The organism is Longispora fulva, from assembly GCF_015751905.1.
Classification (GTDB): domain Bacteria; phylum Actinomycetota; class Actinomycetes; order Mycobacteriales; family Micromonosporaceae; genus Longispora; species Longispora fulva.
Map to the genome: position 1 here is coordinate 625,934 of NZ_JADOUF010000001.1, position 23,955 is coordinate 649,888.

General features: G+C 72.2%; 20 protein-coding genes. 9 read left to right on the top strand and 11 right to left on the bottom strand.

All coding sequences use genetic code 11. The features are described 5' to 3' along the window. Window positions 1-45 precede the first annotated feature (45 nt). From IW245_RS02755 to IW245_RS02775, 5 genes are all read right to left on the bottom strand, one after another. Window positions 46-519 carry a hypothetical protein gene (locus IW245_RS02755; protein WP_197001620.1) on the bottom strand — a complete coding sequence of 158 codons (474 nt, stop codon included), beginning with the start codon at window positions 517-519 and terminating at the stop codon, window positions 46-48. 174 nt (window positions 520-693) lie between these two features. Beyond that, window positions 694-1,089 carry a hypothetical protein gene (locus IW245_RS02760; protein ID WP_197001621.1) on the bottom strand — a complete coding sequence of 132 codons (396 nt, stop codon included), beginning with the start codon at window positions 1,087-1,089 and terminating at the stop codon, window positions 694-696. A 31-nt stretch (window positions 1,090-1,120) separates the two neighbouring features. Next, window positions 1,121-1,525, bottom strand: a complete 405-nt coding sequence (locus tag IW245_RS02765; RefSeq protein ID WP_197001622.1) for a hypothetical protein — start codon at window positions 1,523-1,525, stop codon at window positions 1,121-1,123. A gap of 192 nt (window positions 1,526-1,717) precedes the next feature. Continuing rightward, the gene (locus tag IW245_RS02770) at window positions 1,718-2,371 is read right to left on the bottom strand and encodes a response regulator (protein ID WP_197001623.1); all 654 of its coding nucleotides are present in this window, start codon (window positions 2,369-2,371) and stop codon (window positions 1,718-1,720) included. Further along, entirely contained in the window at window positions 2,368-3,483 is a 1,116-nt protein-coding gene (locus IW245_RS02775; RefSeq protein WP_197001624.1) for a sensor histidine kinase, read from the bottom strand. The genes IW245_RS02770 and IW245_RS02775 overlap by 4 nt, the downstream gene beginning before the upstream one ends. A 290-nt stretch (window positions 3,484-3,773) precedes the next feature. On the opposite strand from IW245_RS02775, the gene IW245_RS02780 reads away from it, so the two are divergent. Both IW245_RS02780 and IW245_RS02785 read left to right on the top strand, forming a co-directional pair. Beyond that, complete coding sequence (locus IW245_RS02780; protein ID WP_197001625.1) at window positions 3,774-4,478, top strand: HAD family hydrolase; 705 nt, start codon at window positions 3,774-3,776, stop codon at window positions 4,476-4,478. Window positions 4,479-4,753: 275 nt separating this feature from the next. Beyond that, complete coding sequence (locus IW245_RS02785) at window positions 4,754-7,180, top strand: proprotein convertase P-domain-containing protein (RefSeq protein WP_197001626.1); 2,427 nt, start codon at window positions 4,754-4,756, stop codon at window positions 7,178-7,180. Window positions 7,181-7,322: 142 nt separating this feature from the next. Here the strand turns inward: IW245_RS02785 and IW245_RS02790 are convergent, their stop codons facing one another. From IW245_RS02790 to IW245_RS02805, 4 genes are all read right to left on the bottom strand, one after another. Then, entirely contained in the window at window positions 7,323-7,613 is a 291-nt protein-coding gene (locus IW245_RS02790) for a hypothetical protein (protein ID WP_197001627.1), read from the bottom strand. Further along, on the bottom strand, window positions 7,613-8,476 hold the full coding sequence (locus tag IW245_RS02795; protein ID WP_197001628.1) for a sugar-transfer associated ATP-grasp domain-containing protein: 864 nt from the start codon (window positions 8,474-8,476) through the stop codon (window positions 7,613-7,615). Before IW245_RS02795 ends, IW245_RS02790 begins: the two co-directional genes overlap by 1 nt. Continuing rightward, the gene (locus tag IW245_RS02800) at window positions 8,473-9,615 is read right to left on the bottom strand and encodes a 7TM domain-containing protein (protein ID WP_197001629.1); all 1,143 of its coding nucleotides are present in this window, start codon (window positions 9,613-9,615) and stop codon (window positions 8,473-8,475) included. Before IW245_RS02800 ends, IW245_RS02795 begins: the two co-directional genes overlap by 4 nt. Before the next feature lie 139 nt (window positions 9,616-9,754). Beyond that, a complete protein-coding gene (locus tag IW245_RS02805; RefSeq protein WP_197001630.1) occupies window positions 9,755-10,414 on the bottom strand; it encodes a DUF4013 domain-containing protein in 660 nt (219 codons plus the stop codon). A 153-nt stretch (window positions 10,415-10,567) separates the two neighbouring features. Here IW245_RS02805 and IW245_RS02810 point away from each other — a divergent pair, with 153 nt between their 5' ends. The 6 genes from IW245_RS02810 to IW245_RS02835 all read left to right on the top strand — a co-directional run bounded on the left by IW245_RS02810 (window position 10,568) and on the right by IW245_RS02835 (window position 18,570). After that, window positions 10,568-11,566, top strand: coding sequence for a helix-turn-helix transcriptional regulator (locus IW245_RS02810; RefSeq protein WP_197001631.1), 999 nt, complete (start codon window positions 10,568-10,570; stop codon window positions 11,564-11,566). Between the two features lie 289 nt (window positions 11,567-11,855). After that, window positions 11,856-13,262: a SigE family RNA polymerase sigma factor gene (locus IW245_RS02815; protein ID WP_197001632.1), complete on the top strand. Its 1,407-nt coding sequence runs from the start codon at window positions 11,856-11,858 to the stop codon at window positions 13,260-13,262. Between the two features lie 89 nt (window positions 13,263-13,351). Beyond that, the gene (locus tag IW245_RS02820) at window positions 13,352-13,867 is read left to right on the top strand and encodes a hypothetical protein (protein ID WP_197001633.1); all 516 of its coding nucleotides are present in this window, start codon (window positions 13,352-13,354) and stop codon (window positions 13,865-13,867) included. Next, complete coding sequence (locus tag IW245_RS02825; RefSeq protein ID WP_197001634.1) at window positions 13,864-14,742, top strand: hypothetical protein; 879 nt, start codon at window positions 13,864-13,866, stop codon at window positions 14,740-14,742. The genes IW245_RS02820 and IW245_RS02825 overlap by 4 nt, the downstream gene beginning before the upstream one ends. 95 nt (window positions 14,743-14,837) lie before the next feature. Next, window positions 14,838-17,960, top strand: a complete 3,123-nt coding sequence (locus IW245_RS02830; RefSeq protein ID WP_197001635.1) for an AfsR/SARP family transcriptional regulator — start codon at window positions 14,838-14,840, stop codon at window positions 17,958-17,960. A gap of 106 nt (window positions 17,961-18,066) precedes the next feature. Further along, entirely contained in the window at window positions 18,067-18,570 is a 504-nt protein-coding gene (locus IW245_RS02835; RefSeq protein WP_197001636.1) for an MFS transporter, read from the top strand. On the opposite strand, the gene IW245_RS02840 is transcribed toward IW245_RS02835, so the two are convergent. Beyond that, window positions 18,557-19,777 carry a carbohydrate binding domain-containing protein gene (locus tag IW245_RS02840; RefSeq protein ID WP_197001637.1) on the bottom strand — a complete coding sequence of 407 codons (1,221 nt, stop codon included), beginning with the start codon at window positions 19,775-19,777 and terminating at the stop codon, window positions 18,557-18,559. The genes IW245_RS02835 and IW245_RS02840 overlap by 14 nt on opposite strands. Before the next feature lie 230 nt (window positions 19,778-20,007). Between IW245_RS02840 and IW245_RS02845 the strand changes: the two genes are divergently transcribed. Next, window positions 20,008-21,075, top strand: coding sequence for a glycoside hydrolase family 19 protein (locus tag IW245_RS02845; protein WP_197001638.1), 1,068 nt, complete (start codon window positions 20,008-20,010; stop codon window positions 21,073-21,075). Here IW245_RS02845 and IW245_RS02850 read toward each other — a convergent pair. Continuing rightward, window positions 21,065-23,896 carry a helix-turn-helix transcriptional regulator gene (locus tag IW245_RS02850; protein WP_197001639.1) on the bottom strand — a complete coding sequence of 944 codons (2,832 nt, stop codon included), beginning with the start codon at window positions 23,894-23,896 and terminating at the stop codon, window positions 21,065-21,067. The two genes, IW245_RS02845 and IW245_RS02850, sit on opposite strands and share 11 nt — an antisense overlap. Window positions 23,897-23,955: the final 59 nt, after the last annotated feature.

Genomic DNA, 23,955 nt, shown 5'->3' on the forward strand with positions numbered 1-23,955 from the left:
GGCGACTTGTGAACCCTCCCCGGACACACGTCGCTGTTGACCGTTCTACGTGCCGATCCGCAGTTCCGCGCCGTCGGATTCCCGGACGCAGGTGAGGTAGGAATCGGCGTGGGAGCGGCCCGCGACATACGGCCAGGAACAGCTCCAGTCGGCCACGGAGGCGAAGAGCCCCTGGCCGGCGGCCTCTCCCCGCCCGATCGCGGCCTGGTACCTGTTGGCGATGTCGACGATCAGCGAGCACTCGGCAGCGCCTTTGACGAGGGTGACGGGCGAACCCTTGGCTGTGGAACCACACACGGCCGGGGTCGCGGAGGCGACGGGTACGGCGACGGCCCCGGTTGCCGCCGCCGAGGCGTCGACGCGCGGGTCGGTCCGGTGCGTGGGTGTCGACCGCGTCACCACGTAGGTCAGCACGGCCGTGGCGGTCACCGCCACGGCGACCCCGGCCCACACCAACCGTCGCGTCATCTGATGGGTCACCGGGGCCTTGGCACGCAGTACGGCCGGTGCGTCGTTCATGGTGTTGATCTCCGTGTCGTAGGCGGCGGCCACGGTAACAGGGCGCGGGGCCGACCCGACAGTCCGCCCCGGGTCGGTCCCCGCCCCGCCGTCAGACCACGGTCAGGCGCGGCGTTCGAAGGAGGGGGCCGTGCGCCGTCCTGCTCGCTCAGCGCCAGGCCACGTGCGTGGGAGTCACCGTGCCGCCGCGTCCCGACGGCCGGCGACCATCGCGACGACCGCTGTGACCGCCGCGAACGCCAGCCCGAGCGACATCACCGCCGTGCCGGCGACGGTTCCCACGTCCCCTGAGCGGAAGTTGGGCATCATCTTGCCGGCGGCCAACCCGCCGAGAACGATCCACAGCGAGATCAGTGCCGAGAACACCGGTGCCCACCAACGGCCGGACGCCACCACCACCAGGGCGGCGCATCCCGCGATGAAGAGGATCCCCGGCGGGAACCCGCCGAACTTGTCCGGATCGGCGATCCATTGAACGATCAGCCCCACGACGCCGACCGCCAGCCCGGACAACGACAGTTTCGTGCTCTTCGGCGTCGACGAGAATCGCGCCGCGATGGTGTTCGTCATGCTCGTCCCTTCACAGTTGTTGCCACGTGGTCTAGGAGTTGACGGTCGGTCTGGCGCGTCGCCAGCGCACGGAAGCCGTTCCGCAGACGATCGCCGCCGCGAAACTGAGCATCTGGAGCCATGCCCCGGCGGACGCGACCCCTGTCGGGGTGGTGAGCCGGCTGGCGAAGTCCGCGTCAGCGAACCCGCCGACGAGAAAGAAGGCGGACATCACCACTGCCAGCAGCGGTGTGAAACGCCACCACCGCACCATCGCGACCATCGCGGCGAAGCCCAGGTAGATCAGGGGCCCTGGCCCGTCGTACCCGGCCACCAGGCTGCGGGACGCGACGATCTCGGGACCGGCGTCGCCGACCGCCGCGAGGACCAGAGCCGCGCAGGTCGCGATGACCCACCGCCGACGCCAACCCGTTTCGTCCGTGCGCTCGTTCGTCATGGCTCGATCATCTGTCGCGCGGCCGGGGCGGGCGTCCGCTCAGAAGCGGCCTCGGAGGTACGCAGATCTGCGTATCCGTCGGCGGCTACGCGCCAGGGGATCCCGGTCGGACGGCGTCGTCGAAGAGCCGAGGTGTCGGTGGCGGGATCGACGTACCCGTCTCGTGGGTCTGGTGTGGCACGTTCGCCGGGATCAGGCCGCCAGGCCGGACTGGTAGGCGAAGACGACCAGTTGCGCGCGGTCGCGGGCGCCGAGTTTGAGCATGGCGCGGCTGACATGGGTGCGGGCGGTGGCGGGGCTGATCACGAGTCGGCCGGCGATCTCGTCGTTGCTCAGGCCTTCGGCGGCCAGGGCGACGATCTCGCGTTCCCGGTCGGTGAGGGTGCCCAGGTCAGGGTGGGGTCTGAGCGGGCGGGGCGAGGCCGCGACGAACTCGCGGATGACCTTGCGGGTCACCGACGGCGACATCAGCGCTCCGCCCTGGACGACGGCGCGGACCGCGAGCAGGAGCTCGGCGGGTCTGGTGTCCTTCAGCAGGAAGCCGCTGGCGCCGTGGCGGAGGGCGTCGAAGACGTACTGGTCGTGCTCGAACGTCGTCAACACAATGATCTTCGTGGTGGTGAGAGTGGGGTCGGCGGTGATCCGGCGGGTGGCCTCGATGCCGTCGACGCCGGGCATTCTGATGTCCATCAGGACAACGTCGGGCCGGGTTCGCTGCGTGACGGCGACGGCGGCCAGCCCGTCAGCGGCTTCGCCGACGCAGTCCAGGTCGTCCTCGCTGTCGATCAGGGTCCGCAGGCCGAGGCGGACGAGCTCCTGGTCGTCGACGACAACGATCGTGATCATGGTTGAACTCCGGTCGGCAGGCGGGCACGGACTTCGAACCGGTGCTGGGACGTGGGCCCGACGGTGAAGTCCCCACCAAGGGCCCGGACGCGGTCGCGCATGCCGATGATCCCGGACCCGTCTCCGACATCGGGCGGCCCGGCCGTCACCGGATTCGACACGACGAGCAGAATATGGCCGGCTTCATAGCCGACAGTGACGACGGCCTGGCCGGCCCCGCTGTGCCGCAGCACGTTGGTCAAGGACTCCTGGACGATCCGGTAACCGGCCAGGTCGACCGCGTCGGGCAACGCCCTGACCGAGCCCGACGTTTCCAACCGCACCCACACGCCGGCCGCGGCCATCCGCCGCCGCAGTTCATCCAGGCGCGCCAGGCCGGGCACCGGGGCGAGTTCCCCCTCTGCGCCGGACCGGCGGACGACGGCGAGGGTGGCGCGTAGCTCTGTGAGCGCCTGGCTGCTCGTGCGGCTGATGGCCTCCAGCGCGACCTCGGCCTGTTCGGGCTTCTTCGCCAGGACGTGCAAGGCGATGTCGGCCTGCATCTTGATGGCGGCGAGCCCGTGGCCGACGATGTCGTGGACCTCCTGGGCGACCCGGAACCGCTCGTCGTCGACGCTCCGCCGGATCGCCTCGGCGCGGGCCCGGGCGGCGGACTCGTGCCGCACGCGAAGGGTGAAGCCGAGGGAGAACGGGACGACCACCCAGGCGGCGACGGGTACCACCCCCAGCAGCCCGAGCGCCGTGCCGGGGACGGCCAGGTGGATGAGCGTCAGAGCCAGCGCAGCCCCCGCGGCGGGGAGGGCTCGCGCCCAGGGTGCGTGCCGGGCGGCGCTGTAGACCGCGAGCATGAATGTGAGCAGGATGGGTCCGTAGGCGTAGCCGAGGACGAGGTACGCCGACGTGCTGGCCGCCACCACCGCGAGAACGGGCAGCGGCAGCCGTCGACGCACGGCCAACGCCAGCGCGGGCACCACGAACAGCGCGAATCCGCGGAGGTCGATCGGGACCTGGGCGCGGGAGGCGTCACCGGCGAACGCGGTTCCGCCGACTCCGGCGAGGGCCAGGGTGGCGGCCAGCACGCTGTCGGCCAGCAGCGGTCTGGTGATCCTCACCGGTGGGTCGCCCTCATCGGATCCATTCTCGCAGGCCCGTTGGCTGACGTCCGCAGGTGATCGGGACGAACCGAGCCGGGACATGTGCGGAAATGCCCACACAGTGGACATGGCCCGCGGTCGAGGAAGGTGCCCCGACCGGCAGGCTTGACCAGCTTCGGAACATCTACCAAGCTGTGCCAGAGTTCCGGCGCCTCGCGCCGGTCCTCCCTGCCCACGTGGCCACGGTGACGATCCGCCAGCCGACGGAGTGCGGCGCGAGAGGGGACCCCGGAGTGCGGCGACCACACGTGACCGGCGGACGCGACCCGATCCGCGGCGTACTCCTCGACTTCTACGGCACCCTCGTCGCCGAGGACGACCACATCATCGAGGCGATCCACGACCAGGTCCTGGCGACGGCGCGGCACCCCGAAACGGTCACGACCGCCGAGGTGGGGACGGTGTGGTGGTCGGCCTTCCAGGAGCTGGCGGCGCGCAGCCACGGCGGATCCTTCCGGACCCAACGCGACATCGCCGTGTCGTCCCTGGCGGACACCCTCCGGCACGTCGGCTCCACGGCGGACCCGCTGGAGGTGTGCCGACCCCAGTTCGCCTACTGGCGTCAGCCGGATCTTCTGCCGGACACGCTGGCGTTCCTCGGCGCGCTGGACGTCCCGGTCTGTGTGGTGTCCAACATCGACCGGGGCGACCTGCTGGCGGCGCTCGAGCACACCGGGCTGAGCTTCGAGCACATCGTCACCAGTGAGGACGCCCGGTCCTACAAACCCCGACCCGAATGCTTCCTGGCCGCACTCGACGTGCTCGGTCTGCGTCCGGACGAGGTCGTCCACGTCGGCGACTCGCTGTCGGGGGACGTCACGGGAGCCAGCCGCCTGGGGATCCCCATCGCGTGGATCAACCGACGGGGCAGAACACTGCCGGAGGGGCGTTCGGTCACCCATGACCTGCCGGGCCTGGCTCCGCTGCCCGCGATCATCGCGGCCGGTCGCTGACCCCACGACCGGCCACCCGGTCGAGCTGGAGCCGGACCTGATCCGGTGCCGCGGCGGCATCTGATCGAGTTTGATCGTTCGGTACCGGAACCTTGACTCTGATCTGACACGGTCGCAAGCTGGCACCCACCACAGCCGCCGGACACCAGCGCTGGGCACCCGCTCAGCCGCCCCGCTGGTCAGTCGGCACCGTGCGGCGGGACGTCCTCCGCAGGGGCACGGAGGGGCTCTGGCCACCCGTCCTCCACCATTCCCGATCCTTCAAGGAGCTCCGCATGGACCCCTCCCAGCGCGTCGCCGCGCCCGCGGCGACGATCACGACCGCGGCTGGCGGCACACCCACCGGACCCGCGCGCCGGGCCCGCCGCGTGGTGGCCCTGCTCGCCACGGCGGCGACGCTGTCGGCCATCGCGGTGACGAGTACCGCGCAACCGGTCGTCGCCCTGTCGCGGACCGTCCCGAGCGACACGATCAACATCGATCATTCCTATGCGCGCACGCCGCGGATGATCCTGCGCTCGGAGTCCTGGTCGGCCACGACGGCCGCCAGTATGAAGAGGACGGCCGACGACGCCGTCGCGACCGGGCTGGTCAGTCTGGGCTGGAACACGGTCTCGTTCGACGACACCTGGGCCGTGCGCTCCGACTGCACCGACCCGCGCGGCAACGCCGTGGTGCCCAACTGCGCGAACGGTCGCGACACGACCACCGGCAACCTCATTCCGTCGCCGGGGAAGTACCCCAACGGCCTCAAGGACGTGGGCGACTACCTGCACGCCAAGGGCATGTTCTTCGGCGTCTACGCCAGCGGCGGCAGGTACATGTGCGACTCCGGCGGGCGCGGCTCGGCCTCGCCCGGCAGCTACGACCATTTCGACACGGACTTCCGGTTCCTCGCCAGCGTCGGCGCCGACTACATCAAGCTCGACTACTGCGGCGAGCCGAACACGGGCAACCAGTGCTGCTTCACCGTCCTGGACTCCGACACCGAGATCAACACCGCGATCGAGTCGGCGCGCCGGGCGGCGACGGCGATCAACGCGATCCGCACCGACCCCGACCTTGCCAAGCGCCGGTCGATGGTGCTGAACATCTCCGCTCCGGCGTACGCGAACTGGAGCAACGACAAGTACAACACGCCGTTGTTCCAGCGGATGATGAACAGCGTCGTGCCAGCCGGCCACGCCTACCGGGTCGGCGGCGACGTCGGCGCGCCGGGCTGGGCGCTCACGACCAGGCTCGTCGACATGATCGAGGACCTGCGCCCGTACGGCAAGCAGGGCCACTTCCTCGACCCCGACCGGCTGTACTTCGACGACGGGGGCCTGACCACCGACAACAGGCTCGGCGGCTACGCGATGTGGGCGATGCAGAACTCCCACATGGTCGCGATGGTCAAGGGGCCGGGCGCCAACGGAGCCATCTCCGCCGCCCAGGCCGCCCTGATGAACAAGCCCGGCATCACCGAGGTCGGCCAGGACACCCTGGCGGTGCCGGCCAAGCGGGTCGCCCGAGGTTCGGGGTACGACGTGTTCGCCAAGCCGCTGAGCAACGGCGACTACGCGGTCGCGATCATGAACCGGTCGGCGACCGCGCCGGTCACAGCCACGACGAGCGGGTCGGTCATCGGAACGTCCGCGAGGAACTTCACCCTCACCACGATCCTCGGCTCCACCACCTCGCCCGACGCGAACGGCACCTTCAGCGTCACCGTCCCGGCCGGCACGGCGGTCATGTACCGCCTGAAGGCCGCCACGACGTACGCCGCCTGGGACGGCGGAGCCAACGCCCGCAACGCCACCGCGATCACCGACGGCGACGCGCCGAACGCCGGCTCCTTCGACTCCATGGGCCGTACCCTGTCATCCGACCGGCTGGCCGACAACGCCCAACTGCCCGACGGAACCGCGCTCAGCGTCCGCGCCGGGCAGACCGTCACGGTCGGCGGCGTCGGCTACACGTGGCCGGACAGCACGTCCGGCCAGTTCGACTCCGTCAAGCCCGTCGGGCAGACGATCCAGTACAGCTCCACCGGGTCGGTCGTGAACTTCCTCGGCGCCTCTGGCACCGGCGAGTCCGGCGGCATGATCAGCCTCCACTACACGGACGGCACGTCCAGCACCTCGACCTGGGGATTCCCCAGCTGGAGCTGCGCGACCGCGCCGACCTACCCCGCGACGGTCGCGTTCAAGGTGTTCGGACGCAACGACACCAACGGCCCGGCGGACGCCGGAACCGGATACTGCGTCTACACCAGGTCGGTGCCGATCACGTCCGGGAAGACCCTGGCGTCGATCACGCTGCCGAACGCGCCGAACGCGCGCGTCTTCGCCATCACCGGTGGCACCGTCGTGCCGCCCGGCTGCACCGGCACCAACGGCACCGACGTCACCATCCCGGACAACGCGACGGTGAGCAGCACGATCGCGATCTCCGGCTGCACGGGCAACGCGTCGGCGACGTCCACGGCGGAGGTCCACATCGTGCACACCTACATCGGCGACCTGGTCGTGTCGCTGGTGGCGCCGGACGGCTCGGCGTACGTGCTGCACAACAAGGCGGGCGGCGGCACGGACGACATCAACCAGACCTACACGGTGAACCTGTCCGGCGAGGTCCGCAACGGCACGTGGACCCTGCGGGTGCAGGACACCGCCAGCCAGGACGTCGGCCGCATCGACACGTGGACGCTGACGCTGTAGGCGATCCGCTGATCGAAGGCCCCGCAGTTCGCGCCGGACCGCTGACCGGCCGAATGCGGGGCCTTGGCGTCCGGCCCGGCGGGGGGTCGCCGCGCCCGGCCGGCCTGAGTGGCCGCTTCCACAAGGGTCCGACGCGATCCGCTCAGTCGGGCGCCAGGTCCTCGTCCTCGTCCTCGTCGACGGGAAGGTCCGGGGGCGTGGGCACCGGCGATGGCCCGGAACCGCCCCGCGTCGGCGCGGGTGTCGGGGAGCTCCTGGGCCGTTCCGTCAGCCGGGTCAGGTCCCTGGCCTGTCGCTCGGTGACCGGTACCTGCCTGACCACCGGCGGATCGGCGGCCGGACGGGGCGGCTTCGCCATGGCGAGGCTGACGGTCAGGAAGCCGCCGGCCGCCAGCGCCACGGTGACCTTGACGGCCAGGGGGATCCACCGCATCAGCGCCTCCCCGTGCCGGTGCCGGCGGCCATCAGGCCGTGGCCGGTGACGTTCTGGATCTGCAGGCCGGGTCGGGCGTTGACCTCCAGGATCAACGGTCCCCGTTCGGCGTCGACGACGATGTCCGCGCCCAGGTACCGCAGCCCCGTCGCCGCGGCGCACCGGCGCGCGGCGTCGAGCACGTGCGGCCAGTACGGCACGGCCGCGCCGATCAGCCGTTCCGCGGTGTCGGGGTGGTTCTCGGTCGGTTCCTTGCCGACCAGCGCGTGGGTGATCCGGCCGGTGTCCAGGTCCACGGCGGCGCCGATCGCGCGTTGGTGCAGGTTGGCCCGGCCGCCGCTGAACCGGGTGGGCAGCCGGAGCATCGCCAGCCGGGGTTCGTCGCCGACGCAGATCACTCGGATGTCGGGCAGGCCCTGGTGCGACAGCCGGGCCAGGTCCGGGTGCGCGCGGATCAGCGGCTCGAACAGGGCCCAGTCGCTGGGCCGGGGCGAGTACTCACCGTCCAGGATCCGGCGCAGCTGCTCGACCACCATGTCCCGGGTGACGGGCCGGCCGGAGGAGGAGCGCCAGCCGCCGCGTCCCCGGCCGAAGGACAGCATGATGCCGCTGCCGCCCAGGCCCTGGTTCGGCTTCAGGGCCCAGCAGTCCGGCAACCCGTCCCAGTCCAGGGTCGCGATCTCCCGTCGGGAGCGCAGCAGGCCGAGGGTGGGCGAGGTCGGCGCGCCGGCCGCCGTGAGCGCCTGCTTGGTCGCGTACTTGTTGTTGACCAGCCGGATGGCCTCGGCCGGGTTCTCCCGGGCGATCCGGGCGTTGCGGCGGTTCATGCCCAGGACCGCGTCCCAGCCGCGCAGCCGGATCATGACGTCACGCCCTGGGACCGGGCGGTGGGGGTGAACCGCAGCAGCTCGGTCAGCCGCAGGCCACGGTACGTGCCGACCACCGCCGTCCACACCGCGCACACCACCGCCAGTTGCAGCGGCACCGCTTCGGCGACGTGCCGCACGTACGGGGTGAGCATCAGCAGGGCCACCAGGATGGCCGCCCCGACGGTGAGGGCCGCGCCGACCGCCGCGGCGCGTACCCCGTCGAGGTCCCACTGCTCCCACAGCCGCTCGGTGATGATCGCGGTGACCACCACCGGCAGGGTGGTTCCGAACGAGTCGGCGAGGTCGGCGGCGCCCAACGCCAACTGGGTACCGATCAGCCCGGTGGTGACCACGCCGATCAGCACGCCGAGCCGGGCGACCCGGGGCAGGTGCAGCCGGCGCAGCAGGGGCTGCACGACGAAGCCGAGCGCGAACATCACCGCCGTGAGGGCGAGCCCCAGGGGCAGGCCGGACTGCGCGTACGCCAGGGCCAGCAGCACCGGGCTGAACGTGCCCAGCGTGTTCAGCCCGACGACGACCCGTAGCAGCACGATCAGCAGGGCCGCGAGCGGCAGCAGCGCCATCAGGGACACCGCGTCGATCGACGGGGCCTTGGCGAAAAGGATCCGCACCGCCGAGGGGGCCACGGCCGCGTCGGGCCGGGTCAGCAGCCGTTTGCCGACGGCCACCTGGAAGCCCTGGACGTCCTGGCGGCCCAGCAGCACCGGGGTCTCCCGTTTGGCGCGGCTGTTCACGTTCACCTGGGTCACGAACGACCTGCCGGCCAGTTGCAGCGCGGCGTCGACGACAGGGCGTTCCTCCCGGCCGAGGGCGGAGGCCACCGTCACCCGGGGCGCGTGCGCCAGGTCGAAGCCGAGGTCGCGGGCCAGGGCGGTGTCCATCGACGAGGTGGACGCCCCGGTGTCGATGATCGCGAGCGCTTCCACGGTCCGGCCGGTCGGCCCGGTGATCCGGACCATCTCCCGCTCGCCCACGGTGTGCTGGGACCTCGACAGGGACCGGGTGGGGGAGGCGAGCACCGCGAGAACCAGGATGCCCAGTCCCAGGGTCGCCGCGAGGACCTTGAGCACCACGGGCACCCGCCGACCTCCGGCACTGTCACGCCAACCCATGTTCGCCCTTTCGCCGGCCATCCGTCCCGGTCGAGGATCCGGGAGGGCGGGGAGCCCGCGGTAGTGACGATCGTCTGGAGGTGCCCGACGAAAGTCGAGAGCGTTCGACGGGTACCGCCGCCGCGGCGCTCCCCGCCGGTCAGTCCACCGCGTTGCGTGCGGGGCCGAGGCGGTGGGCGTGGCTCATCACGGTCGCGAAGCTGAATCCGGCCACCTGCCAGAACCACACGCTGGTGACGGCGAAGCCGATCCCGCCGGCCAGCAGGCCCAGCAGTGACACTGCGAGGCTGGTCAGGGCGATGCCCCAGGCCCGCCAGTACCCGGCCCCGCAGGCGGCGACCCGGCGCAGCGCGCGGACCGGTCGGAGCAGCTCGGCGACGTCGAACGCGAGGCAGTAGTGGGTCATGAACCCGGGGATCGCGGCCACGGCGACCGTGAACAGCACGCCTCCGGCCACGGCGACCACGACGCTGTCCCCGTACAGACCGGCGGCCAGCAGCACGCCGCCGGGCGCGGTGTAGCAGACCATCGCGCCGGCGGTGATCAGCCCGTGCCGCAGCAGACGGCCCGGGTGCCGCCAGCCCGGGAACGCCGGCTGGCCGTGCTGGAGACGGTGGACCACCTGGACCCGGTGCCCGAGGTTGAGCAGCCACCCGACGACCGGCACCAGCAGCCACGCCGCCCCGATCAGCACGTCGACGCGAGCGGCGCGTTCGGCGATCGGGAACCACAGCGACGTCCGCAGCCTCAGCGGCCCACCCAGGCCGGCCGGGGCCGCCGGCGGGACGTGATCTGCCATCGGGACAGTGTCCCCTTTCCTGACATCGCCCACCAGGCCGCCCACCTGCCCGCCCGTCCCGGACCTGGGCCATAGCCGGATGATCAGGAAAAATGAGGATGGAGCCGGGTGATCCCGGTGGCATCATGTGAGAGGTTCTACAAGGAGGCGGTCATGGCGGAATCGGTTCTGCGGAGCGTGGCCGCCGAGGCGGCCACGATGCCCGAGCTCGGCGAGGCGCTGTCCGCCCAGCTCCAGCGGCACGTGCCGCACGACGGCTACATTCTCGCCGGCCTCGATCCGGCCAGCGGGATCGGATGCCTGATAGCCAGGCGGAACTGCTACTCACCCGCTGCCCGGTACCGGTTGGAGGTCGACGGCGGCGGAGCCGACCCGCACCGCTGGGACGACCTGTTCGCTGGCGGCTGCCCGGTCGCGGTGAAGGGGTCGGGCTTCACGGACGAGAGCCGCGACGGGTTCCTGCACGGGCTGATGGCCGAGGAGGGCTTCGGCGCGGAGCTGTGCCTGGCGCTGGTCGAACGGGGCGTGCCCAGGGGCGGGCTGCTGCTGCTCCGCGAACGCGGCCGGCAGCCGTTCCAGGAGACGGAGGCGGACGCGGCCGCCCGGCTCGCCGGGGAGCTGGCCGCCTCGGTCCGGTGTTTCGTCGCGGGGCGGCTCCTGCGCCCCCCTGTGCCCGCCGCCCCGCCCGGAGTGGTCCTGGTGGGCCCGGACCACCGGATCCGCGCCGCCACCCCGGCGGGGCGGGACTGGCTGCGCGTCCTGCAGCGCGAGACGGCGGTGGGCGACGACGAGCTGGACAGCATGATGCTCCCCGTCGCGCTGGCCGCCCAGGGTCGGCCGACCGTCACCCGGGTGCCGACCTCGGTCGGTTGGGTGGTGGTGGACGGCCAGTCCGTGGACGGTACCGGCGATGTCGCGGTCACGATCGGGCTCGCCGGGGGCGCGACGCTGCTCCCCGCGGTCGCCGGCTGGTACCGGATCACCGCCCGCGAACGGGCGGTCGTCGAGCAGGCCCTGCTCGGGCTGCCCGTCAAGCAGATCGCCCGCCGGCTCGACCTGTCGCCCCACACGGTGAACGACTATTTCCGGACGATCTACCGCAAAACCTACGTGACCAGCCGAGAGGAACTGGTCTCCGCCCTGTCCGTCTGATCGGCGGGTTCAGAACTCTCCTGACGCGGCGGAGGCCGGCCCACCCGAACCGGCCGCCGTCGCCGGGAGTACCGCCATGAAAGCACGCATCCGAACGCTCCCCGTCCTGTCCCGCGCCCCGTCGCGCGGAAGGCATGCCTTCACCGTCCCCGAGTGGAGGTTGCCCGGACAGCCCCAAACATTCGGGGGGTCACCTCGTCGGCAGCGGCGGATTGTTGGCCGGTACGTACAACCAGGCGGGCGGGCCAGCCGGTACATACTCGTGGACACCACGAGGGGAGCTGGCGGGATGGTCGGGTTCGACGAGTTCGTGGTGGGACGCTCGCCGCGGCTGCTGCGGCTGGCCTACCTGCTGACCGGCGACCACGCCCACGCTGAGGACCTGCTGCAGACCGCACTGGCCCGCTCGTGGTCGGCCTGGCGGCGGATCGCCGAGGATCCTGAGCCGTACGTGCGGCGGGTACTGGTGAACACGTACAACTCGTGGTGGCGGCGGCGGTGGAACGCCGAGCGGCCGACCGGTGTCCTGCCCGACCTGGTGCTGGCGAGCCCGCAGAGCGGGGTCGACGACCGCGACGCGGTGTGGCGGGCGCTCGGCAGGCTGCCCCACCAGCAACGGGCTGTGTTGGTGCTGCGCTACTTCGAGGACCTCACCGAGGCCCAGATCGCCGATGCGCTGGGCGTCTCGGCCGGCGCGGTGAAGGGCTACGCCGCCAAGGGTCTGGCCAAGCTCCGCCTCGATCCGACCCTGCTGGCCGACCCTGACCTGCCGGAGACGCCCCCGGGCACCGAACGTCTCGGGGGGGTGCGCGACCGGATCCGGTCCCGCCGCCGACAGCGGCTGATCACGGTGGGCGCGGCCTGCGCGGTGATCGTGGCCCTGGTCCTCGGCTACGCCCTGCTTCCCCGCGCGCACCCGGTGGTGCTGCCCCCGACCGAGCGGCGGATCGCCGGCTTCGCCGAGTACGCCGACGGGCACCGGATCGTCGCGGCGGCTGAGGGCACGTACCAGCATCCGGTGACGCTGACCTGGACGCCGACCACTCTGGACGTCATTGTCCTGCCGACCTGCGACGGGGGGTTCGATGTCCGGATCACCGTGCGCGTCAACGGAGGCGACTCCGGCTGGGTCAGCTGCGCCGGCCTCGGCCAGACGTCGTTCACACTCGGTCCGTCGAGCCTGGCCAGGCTCGGCGTCAGGCTCGGTGAGCCGACCATCGTGACCGCGGTCATCGACAACTGGCGGACGGGCGGGGCCGGTCCGGCGGTCGGCCGGATGTCGCTCGGGATCGGCGAGATGGTGCCCTTCGACCAGTACCCGTTCCCGGCCCGACCGGCCCGGCTCGCGCCGTTGGAGCCGCAGAGCCTCGGCGGGCCGACCGAACCGTCAGTCACCCTGTCGGCCGCCGGCCCGCACAGCGTGTCGGTTCCGTGGGGCGCCGCGACGATGATGCTGTGCGGCGCGCGGACACCCGGGATCCTGCACATCAGCGTCGACGGCCGGCCGCTGAAGGCCCAGACCTGGTGGGACTACCAGGCCGGGGCGCACGAGATCACACTCGAGGCGGCCGCCCCGGAGAACACGGTCACCGCCCCCGTCGGTTCCATGGTCACCGTGACCGTCGAGTCGGAGAAGATGAGCGGAGACTGGTACCTGACGGTCACCCCGAACGTCGTCCTGCATCCGGACCGGTGACGACCATCCACTCAGGCCCCGGTGGCGGGACGAGCCGGGGGAAGTCGAGCGACAGGACGTCGCCCCGGGCCCCGGCTATCCTCGCGATTGTGATCATCAACCACAGACACGCGGTCGCCCGGGTCGTGATGCTCGCCCTGGCGGTGGTGTTGTTGGCGGACGCGGCGGCGACGTACCTCGTCGTCACGCCCGGTGTCACCGCCCAGATCGGCCTGTCCTACGCCAACGGCCTCGCGCCCGCCGACCGGGTCGCCGAGACCCGGGACGGGCTGAGGGCCCACGCCGTGCCATTCCTGTTGTTCGCGCTGTGCTACCTGGCCCTTGCCGTCGTCGTCGCCCGCCGGGCCGGGCGGATCGCCGCGATCGTGGTCGGCGGGTTCGTGGCACTGTGGACCATCGTCGGCCAGACGCTGCCGTGGTTGGGCTTCGGCTCGCTGACCAACCCGGTGCCGCGGCCGGGGCAGATCGACTGGACGGTGATCGCCGAGGCGGTGCCCCGGTGGTACGCGCCGACGAGCCTGGCCCTGTTCGCCGCCGAACTCACCCTGGTCGCCGCGGCGACGATCCTACTGATACCTGGCACGTGGGATAGGGTCCGCGCATGAGGCGCGCGGTCGTCCTGGTCGTTCTGCTGGCGCTCACCACCGGGTGTTTCGGAGGGTTGGGCGGCTACCCGAAGCCGGCGGACCTGACGCCGGAGGGCCTGGTGGGCGTGTGGCGGACCTCGGACGGCGGCCGTGCGGTGGAGTTCACGGCCGAGGGTGACTTCTACGCCACTGACGTGGGCTTCATGTTTCTCGACTTCGACGGCGGAAGGCTGGCCAACGGGACCGATCTGCGCCGAGAGAAGGTCTCCGGCTCCGGGCAGTGGGCGCTGGACCCGGCGGGCGACCGGACCGGTGCTCCGGTGTCCCGCGTCGGGTTGCACTTCGACGCGCTCGGCGGGGGAGCACATCGGGCGGCCATGGAAATTCATGCGCAGTGGTCGGACTCGGGCATCGCACTGGTCCACTACGTCGGCGATCCGGACTCCAACGACACGATCAGCTACGTCAAATGTGCTGCGAACTGCCCGAACCCAGCCGAGGGTCACCCTGTGCCCGGTGAACGGATCGGTGCGACCGCAGGGCAGATGGCGGGCACATGGCGGGACGTGGAGCACGGTGGATCGATCACCCTGGACAAGGACGGCCGGTTCCGGGGGAGCGACTTCTCGTACCAGTTCGATGTGCGATGGTTCGGTCCCGGTGTGCTGCCAGGAACGGGCACCTGGAGTGTGGAGCGGCCGCCGGGAGATCGCGCCGGAGCTCTGGCGGGCATCCGGCTCCTGTTCGGCGAGGTGGCGGGACATGCCGTGCACGGAGACAACCGCACGATGCGGGTCTATCGGATCGGTGAGGTGATGGCGCTGGTCAGCGTCACCAGTGATCCGACGGTGAATCCACGGTTCGTGTACATGCGGTGCGGGGAGTGCGGATAGAGGGCCGCCGCCCGGAACCGTCACCCGCGTACCCCTCTGAGGGGTTTTCGACCTGGCGACTCTGCGTGGTCGGTGCCAGCGGCTAGCCTGGCGGGGTGGAGTTCCGGATTCTGGGTGGCGTCGAGGTCCTCGTGGGCGGTCGTGCCGTCGACGTGGGCACCCGGCGGATGCAACGCCGGGTCCTCGGGCTGCTCCTGCTGCACCTCAACGCCCCGCTGACCGTCGAGCGAATGATCGACCTGCTCTGGGGTGCCGACGCACCCGGGAGTGCGCGCGGTGCCCTCCAGGTGCACGTTTCCCGGCTACGTTCCGTGCTCGCCGCCGAACACGCCGACCGGCACGGTGTCCGCCTGCTCACCGCGACTGGCGGCTACCTCCTCGAGGGCGCCCCGGAGCTCGTCGACGCGCACCGGTTCCGGAGCCTGTGCGGCCGGGCCCGCGAGGCGGACGACCCGGCGACCCGGGGCCGGCTGCTCGGCGAGGCACTCGACCTGTGGTCCGGCCCGCCGCTGGGCGACCTGGCCACCGAGCGGATCCGGTGCGAGCACCTGGCCGGCTGGGAGGACCTGCGGGTGTCGGCCGTGGAGTGGCGTGCCGAGGCCGCGCTGGCGGTCGGCGACCCTTCGGGGGTGCTCGCCGAGCTGGCCGCCGTCCGCGCCGGGCACCCGTCCCGCGAGCGCCTCGTCGAGTTGCACATGCTGGCCCTGTACCGTTCCGGCGCGCGGGCGGAGGCGCTCGCAGAGTTCGAACGCGCCCGCGACCGGCTCGCCGAGGAGACCGGCCTGGACCCGCGTGCCGAACTCGCCGAGCTGCACGCCCGGATCCTGCGCTCGGACCCGACCCTGGACCTGCGGGTCGAGCCCGCGCCGACCGGCCCGGCCCCGGCGCAGCTGCCGCCCGTGCACTACGACTTCGTCGGCCGTGACGACGAACTCGGTCACCTCGACGCGCTGCTCACCGGGCGGGACGCGGCGGCCGGGGCGGTGGTGATCAGCACGATCGCCGGCGTCGGGGGCATCGGCAAGACGGCGCTGGCCGTGCACTGGTCGCACCGGGTCCGGGACCGGTTCCCCGACGGCCAGATCTACCTCAACCTGCAGGGCTACTCGGCAGCCGCGCCGCTGCGTCCTATCGACGCGCTGGTCCGGGTGCTCACGGCGTTCGGCGTCAAGGGCGACAAGGTGCCCACCGAGGTCGAGGAGGCCACGGACCTGTACCGCAGCGTCGTCGCCGACAAGCGTGTCCTCGTGGTCCTCGACAACGCCGCCACCGCCGAACAGGTGCGCCCGCTGCTGCCCAGCAACGCCGGCAGCCTTGCACTCGTCACGAGCCGCGACCGGTTGTCCAGCCTCATCGCCAAGGGCGGGGCCACCCGGCTCACGCTGGGCATCCTGCCGCTCGACCGATCCCTGGAACTCCTCGCCCGGGTGATCGGAGCGGACCGTGCCGCCGCCGAACCGGCCGCTTCGGCCCGCCTCGTCGCGTTGTGCGGACATCTGCCCCTGGCGATCCGGATCACCGCGGCGCTGCTCCTCGAACAGCCCGACAAGTCGATCACCGCGCACGCCGACGAACTCGCCGCGACCGACCGGCTCACCGCGCTCGGCATCGCCGACGACGAGCAGGCGTCCGTGCGCGCGGCGTTCGACCAGTCCTACCGGGGACTCACCGGCGAGCAGGCCGGCCTGTTCCGCCTGCTGGGTCTGTTTCCCGGCGAGGACGTCACATCGGACGGGGCCGCCAGCCTCGCGGGGACCAGCCCGGCCGAGGCCAGGGCGCTCCTCGACCGGCTCGCCGCAGGACACCTCGTGGAGACGACAGGCTCCGGCCGGTACACGATGCACGACCTGCTCGCCGAGTACGCCCGGAACCTGTGCGCCGCGCAGGACCCGCCCGAGGCCCGCTCGGCGGCGCTGGTCCGGTTGTTCGACTTCTACCTGTCCACGTCGGCGGCCGCCATGGACCAGCTGCATCCGGGCGACAGCCGCTCGGGGCTGTCCGGCTCGGTGCCGCCGTTCCCGGACCAGGGCACGGCCGCGGCGTGGCTGGACGCCGAGCGGGTCTCTCTGCTCGCGATGGCCGGCCACGACCCGGCCGGTGACCTCGCACGGCCCACGATCGAGCTGGCGGAGCTCCTGTTCCGCTACTCCGACGACCGCGGCCACTACAACGACGGCCTCACCCTGCACTCGCACGCCCTGACGGCAGCCCGGGCCCTCGGCGACGACGACGCGCTGCGCGGGGCCCACAATCTGCTGGGCGTGGCGTACATGCGTCTGAGCCGCTACGAACGCGCCCTCGAACACCTTGGCGAGGCCCTGTCCCTCGTCGCGCCGGACGACCCCATCGCTGAGGCCCCGGTCTGCAACAACATCGGGATCATCTACTTCCGCCTGGGCCGGTATGAGGACGCGCAGACCTACCTCCGCCGAGCCTATGAGGGCCACCGCGCGATGGATGCGCAGCTGAACGCGGTCCGCTCGGCCAGCAACCTCGCGGTGGTCCTCGGCCGGTTGGGCCGCTACCACGAGGCGCTCGGCCACCTCCGGGACACTCTGGACTACCACGTCTCGGCCGGCAACCGGGACCGCGAGGGCCTGACCCTGGACAACCTTGCCTACTTCGAGTGCAGGATCGGGGAGTACGAGCGGGCCACCGAGCACCACCTGCGCGCCCTGGCCATCTTTCAGGAGATGGGCAACCGCCTGATGGAGGTCAACGTGCTTGCCAACCTGGCCGTCGTCCTCGGTCGCCAGGGCCGCCACGCCGAGGCCGTCGCCCACCTGGAGAAGGCACTCGCCCACCGGCGCGAGATCGGGGCCCGCGCGGCCGAGGGCGCCGGCCTGACCGCGCTCGGCACGGTGTACCACCTCTGGGGCCGGCCCGACGAGGCCCGAGAACAGTTCCAACGGGCACTGTCCCTCGGCCGTGACATCGGGGAGCCGTCCCTGGTCACGGAAGCGATGATCGGCCTCGGGCTCGCCGAGTGCCGGCTGGGCCGGCCGGCCGAGGCCGTCCAGCACCACCGGGAGGCGCTGGAGTCGGCGCGCCGGACCGGGGAACGCTACCTCGAGGCCGGGGCACTCGCCGGGCTGGGCGCGGCGTACGTGGCCCTCGGCGACCGGGACACGGCTCGCGAGTACCGCCGGGAGGCGCTCGCCCTGTACACGGCGATGGGCCTTCCGGAGGCCGCCGAGATCCGCCGCCTTGTGAGCTGACACCGCCATCCGCCGACCTCCCGGTCACCCGATTCGGCGCGCTGATCGCGGTGCTGTCCCGTACACCGGAAGGCTGGTCGGCGCGTGGGGTCCCCGGCTGCCACTCGTGGTCTCCGGCCCCGCGCTGGCCCTCGGTGGCCTCCTGTCGCTGCTGTTCGAGCCGGCCACACCGCTGGTGCTGGTACTCGCGGTGTATCTGCTGTTCGGCGTCTTCCAGGGCACCGTCAACCCGCCGATCACCAACACCGCCGTATCGGGCATGCCGCGCTCGATGGCGGGCGTGGCCACGTCGCTGGCCTCCGCCGGCCGGCAGACCGGCACCACGCTCGGCGTCGCGATCGCCGGGACGATCGTGGGTTCGGTCAGCGGCGGCACGGCGTTCACCGACTCCGAGCGCGGGGTGTGGTGGATGGTGTTCGGCCTCGGCCTCGCCATCCTGGTTCTGGGGCTGATCAGCACCGGCGCCTGGGCCAAGGGCACCGCCGCGCGGGCCGCGGCGGTGTTCGAGGAGGTGGACCGGGGCGCTGCCGCCCCGGCCTCGGGTAGCGGCCGGAGTTGGGCGCGCCGGAGGCCTTCCGCAGCGCCCGACGACCTCCCTATTCGACCGTGATCGTGCGGCTCTGCACGCCCCAGTTGTCGGCCTCGGCGCCGGGCAGCCACACGTCGACGATGGTGCCCTGGATCCAGGTGCCGATGTCACCCGCGTAGCAGTGGCCGTAGCCGGCGACCTTCAGCCGGGTGCCCCACGGGATGTAGCGGGTGTCGACGGCGCAGATCCCGAGCCCGGCCGTGTAGCCGCTCGCGGTCTGACCGGTGTCGTTGTAGGACGTGATCTTGTACGTGAACGTGCTGCCCACCGCCAGCGCGAACGGCTCGACGGTCCCGCCGTCCTCCAGCCGGTACGGTCGCGACAGTTGCCCCGTGGACGCGTCGCTCGCGTCGGTCCGCAGTGCCACGACCGTGTAGTGCGCGTTGCGGCAGGGGGACTTGTCGGTGACCGTCAGCGAGGCCTGGCCCCAGTCGTCGACCCATTGCACGGACTGGGCGTTGCGCCACACCCGGTACGCCTTCGCGCCGGCCACCCGGTCGAAGCCGAGGGTCACGACCCCGCCCGACAGTGAGCCGCGCACGTTTCCCGGCGCGGGCAACCGGCCGCTGAGGTCGACGACGGGTCCCTGGCTGACGGCGTCGTGGCTGGGGCCGGCGGGTCGGTCGGGCGGCACGTCGTTGCTGAAGTGCTGGCACGCGGGCAGTGCGGCTCCCGGTCCGCCACCACCGGTGGGGGAGGGCGTCGGCGACGGCCCGGCGGTCTGCGAGGGCGAGGGCGAGGGGTTGCCGCCGGGGCCGGGTAGCGAGAAGTCGTCGGCCCGGTAGGCGCCCTGGCCGTACCAGCCGTGCACGAACACCGTGGCCGTCGAGGCGTTCGCCCCGGTGGTGAATGTGACCGACAACTGCTGGTACGCCCCACCGGTGCCCGGGGTCCAGACACTGTCGCCCCCCGAGACGCCGAGATACACGTAGGCGCCGGTCACCCACGCCGACAGGGTGTAGGTGGTGGACGGCGTGACGGACACGGTCTGGGTGCACTGGGCGGTGTCGGCACCCGTGACGTCGCCGCGCAGGGCCGCGGCCCCCGAGTGCGGGCCGGAGGTGTCGGCGGTCGCGGTGGCGGGACAGGACCAGCCCGACAGTCCGGACTCGAACCCCGGATTGGCGAGGGCGTTGCCGGCCGCCGAGGCGGGGTGGGCGGCGAGGACCGCGGTGGCGGCGACGAGGGCCGCCCCGACGATCGCGAGCGCGCGGACGCGTCTGCGCATGGTCACCAACTCAATTCTTAACAAAGTTTCCGATTGAGAAGGTCACCGTACCGGTAAATATCGACGGGTGTCCCTGGCGGCTGTCCGCCGGGTCGGCAAGCCGCCGCGCACGGGTGGCGGGAGGGCGACGTGGCGGCTATCCGCCCCGGTGGTGGCGCTTCTGGAAGGAAGGTTGCCAGATACTTTGGCGGGTGCACGGCCCCCGATTCCCTCGTCGAGGAGTGTCCACCATGTCCAGACGCATCATCGCCCTGCTCGCCGGACTCGCCGCTACGGCCGCGATGGCGATCGTCCTACCGATCCAGGCGGCCTCCGCCGCGGACTGTGCGTCCGCGTGGAGTTCCGGCGCCGTGTACGTCGGCGGTAACCAGGCCTCGTACAACAGTCACAACTGGCAGGCCAAGTGGTGGACCCAGGGCGAGACGCCCGGTAGCGCCGACGTGTGGGCCGACCAGGGCTCCTGCGGCGGAGGCGGGGGCACCCCGACCCCCGGCACCTGCGACTACCCGAACTGGGCCCAGGGCCACAACTACATCACCGGCGACATCGTCCGCTACACCAACGGCAACCTCTACATCGCCGAGCACGACAACCCGGGCTACGACCCCACCATCAGCACCTGGTACTGGGACCCCTACACCTGCACCGGCGGCGGCACCACCACCCCGCCGCCCAGCGGCGACTTCGTCGTCACCGAGGCCCAGTTCAACCAGATGTTCCCCAACCGCAACAGCTTCTACAGCTACTCCGGCCTGACCACGGCCATGGGCTCCTTCACCGCCTTCGCCAAGACCGGCAGCGACACCATCCGCAAACAGGAAGCCGCGGCCTTCCTCGCCAACGTCAACCACGAGACCGGCGGCCTGTACTACATCGTCGAACAGAACACCGCCAACTACCCCCACTACTGCGACACCAGCCAGTCCTACGGCTGCCCGGCCGGCCAGTCCGCCTACTACGGCCGCGGCCCCATCCAACTCAGCTGGAACTTCAACTACAAAGCCGCCGGAGACGCCCTCGGCATCGACCTCCTCAACGACCCCTACAAGGTCGAACGCGACGCGGCCATCTCCTGGAAAACCGCCCTGTGGTACTGGATGACCCAGAACGGCCCCGGCACCATGACCCCCCACAACGCCATGGTCAACAGCCGCGGCTTCGGCGAAACCATCCGCAGCATCAACGGCAGCATCGAATGCAACGGCGGCAACCCCGCCCAGGTACAAAGCCGAGTCGACGCCTACAAGAAGTTCACCGGCATCCTCGGCGTCGACCCCGGCGGCAACCTCAGCTGTTGAGCGCTGACAGGGGAGTGGCGGGCCCGCGCCACTCCCCTCCACCTGGTTCGTGCCGCGCGGCCTCGCGGGCGATCTCGATCCGGGTCCGCACGGCCAGCTTCGCCAGGATGTGCGACATGTGCGTCTCCACGGTCCGCTTCGACAGGAACAGCGCCTCGGCGATGTCGTGGTTGGTCAGTCCCTCCCCGACCAGCGCGGCCACCCGCAGCTCCGCCGGGGTGAGCGACTCCCACCCGGTGGCCGGGCGGCCCCGGGCGCCCCGGGGACCGCGGCGGACCCCGTGCGCGCGGAGTCGGGAGTCGGCGCGGCGCAGGTCCCAGACGGAGCCCAGGTCCCGGTACCCGGAAAGGGCCTCCTCGTAGGGGAGCCTGGCCGCCCGCTGGTCGCCCCGGGCCGCCAAAGCCACGGCGGCGTCCTCCCGGGCACGGGCCCACAGGTGTGGCCGGCCGACCGTCCCCAGTGCCTCGGAGGCGGCCAGGATCAGCGCGGGATCATCGTCGAGCAGGCCGGAGCACCAGTCCCGGGCCGCGCGCTCCGTCGAGGTGTCCGCCCGGTCGCCGGCCTCCAGGACCGTCCGCCGCGCGGTCGCGGCGTCCCCGCGGGTCAGCGCCAGGCGGGTGAGGTGCGGTAGCCACGACTCCTGGTCATGGCGCTCGTCGCGGGCCAGGTCCAGCAGCAGCACCAGTTCGGCCATGGCCGCCGACGGGTCGCGGTCCCGCTCGGCGTGCTCCGCGCGGGCCATCCGCAGGAAACACTGGCTGCGCGCCGCGTCTCCTGCGGAGATGTCCGGCTCCGCGACGGCGGCGAGGTGCCGGACGACGGCGGGGCGGTCGTCGCGGTGCACGGCGAGGAGCGCGGCGAGCCCGCGCCCGCGCAGCCGCCAGGCCACCAGCTGGTCCAGTTGGCTCTCCTCCAGGAGTTCCAACTCCGCCGCCGCGTCGTCCCACCGGCCTCTGCGGAACCAATGCTCGGCAGCCGTGAGCCGGCTCATCGTCACCCGCATCGGCACCCCGAGCGCGTCGGCGGCGGTCAGCATCTCCGCGACGCTGACGTCGGCCTCGGCCAGCCGGTCCAGGCCGCCGAGCGCGCTGGTCCGGTTGCCCAGCAGCAGCACCCGCAGGTCCCGACCCGCCGGTTCGGCCCTGACCCGCGCCAACGCGCTGTCGATGTCGGCGAGGGCGAGGGCGGGTACCCGCCAGTGCGAGGGCAGCCAGGACAGGGTGTGCAGGGCGTAGCCGGCGGCGAGCGGGTCCACCAGGTCTTCGGCGAGGACCGCGTGTGCCTCGGACTCGCCCTCGTCGAACCGGCCGGCGGACACCAGGGCCAGGGCACGGAAGCCCGCCAGCCGGGCGCGCCAGGCCGGGTCCCGCGCCGCGTGCGCCGCGCCGTCCTCGGCCGTGCGCAGCGCCTCCTCGGTCCGGCCGAGCCGCAGCAGCGCGTACGACCAGGTCCACACGAGGCGCGCCCGGCGGGCAGGGTCGGTGGTGCCGGGGGCGGCCTGCCGGGCGAGGCGGTCCACCTCGTCGTACCGGTCGATCCGGAACATGGCCATCGCCAGCTCCACCTCGAACTCGCCCCTCACGGAGTGCCCGGTGGCCTCGTCGTCGAGGTACCGGCCGAGCAGCTCCACGGCGAGGTGCGGCGCCTGCCGGGACAGCGCGCCGGCCGAGCGGCCCAGCCAGCCCACCGCCCAGTGGTCGCCGGTGCCCCCGGCAGCCAGGAGGTGTTCGGCGACCCGGGTGACCGGGCCGCCCGCGTGGTCGAGCAGCTCGGCGGACTGCCGGTGCAGGGCGGCCCGCAGCCCAGCGGGGAGGCCCTGGTAGAGGACCTGGCGGATCAGGCCGTGTCCGAAGCCCAGCGCCGGCCCGCGTTCGACGAGCACCCCGTGCGCGACCGCCTCCTCCACGGCCGGGATCATCCGGCTGGGTGGTTGTCCGGTCACCGTGGACAGTTCGGCGACGGAGAACTCCACGCCGAGCACGGCTGCCACCCGCAGCAGCGTGCGGGCCTCGTCGGACAGGTGACTCAACCGGTCGGTGATCATGGCGGTGAGGCCGACCGGCGGCGCGAGGTCGCCGACCTGCCCGGGGTCCGGTCGGTCCGGCGGCACCCGGTCGCTCCCGCGCCGGTGGGCGCCGACCATCTCCCGCACGTAGCACGGGTTCCCCCCGGCCCCGGCGATCCAGTCGAGGAGGGCGCGGTCCGGGGTGTCCCCGAGCAGCCAGCCGGCGAGGCGCTCGACCTCCGGCCCGGTCAGCCGGGGGAGCGTCATCACCTCCGCGCCCCTGCCGGCCAGGACGAGACGGGTACGCGCGATGCGGGGCCGCCCCGGCGCCGGCCGACTCCCCAACGCCACCAGCAGCGGGTACTGCCCGGTGAGCTGCGCCAACCGGTCGCACACCAGCAGGCTCGCGTCATCGGCCCACTGCAGGTCGTCGACCACGACCAGGACGGGCCCCGCGCCGCACAGCCGTTCGGCCTCCCCGACCAGCAGTTCGATCCGGGCGAACACCGGGTCGGCGGGCAGCAGCGCCCGGTCGGGCTCGGGGTCGAGGGTCCGCCGAGGGTCCAGGCAGTCGAGCATCACCCGCAGCGGCGACTGGCCGGCGAGCTCCTCCGCCAGGCCCCGGCGGACGGTCACGCCGCGTTCGGCCGCCTCGGTCGTCAGCGCCGCGAGCAGGGCGGACTTGCCGATCCCCGGCTCGCCCTCGACCCACAGGACGCCGCCCCGGCCGCCGGTCAGTCCGGACAGGAGGTCGTGCAGCCGTTGCCGCTGGGGGCCGCGGCCGACCAGCGTCCGCGGCCCTGGTGAGCCCGCCATGGCGGCAGCCTATGCCGATCTTCGATGGTTCGCGAGGGTTCTCGACCGGTGGGACGCAG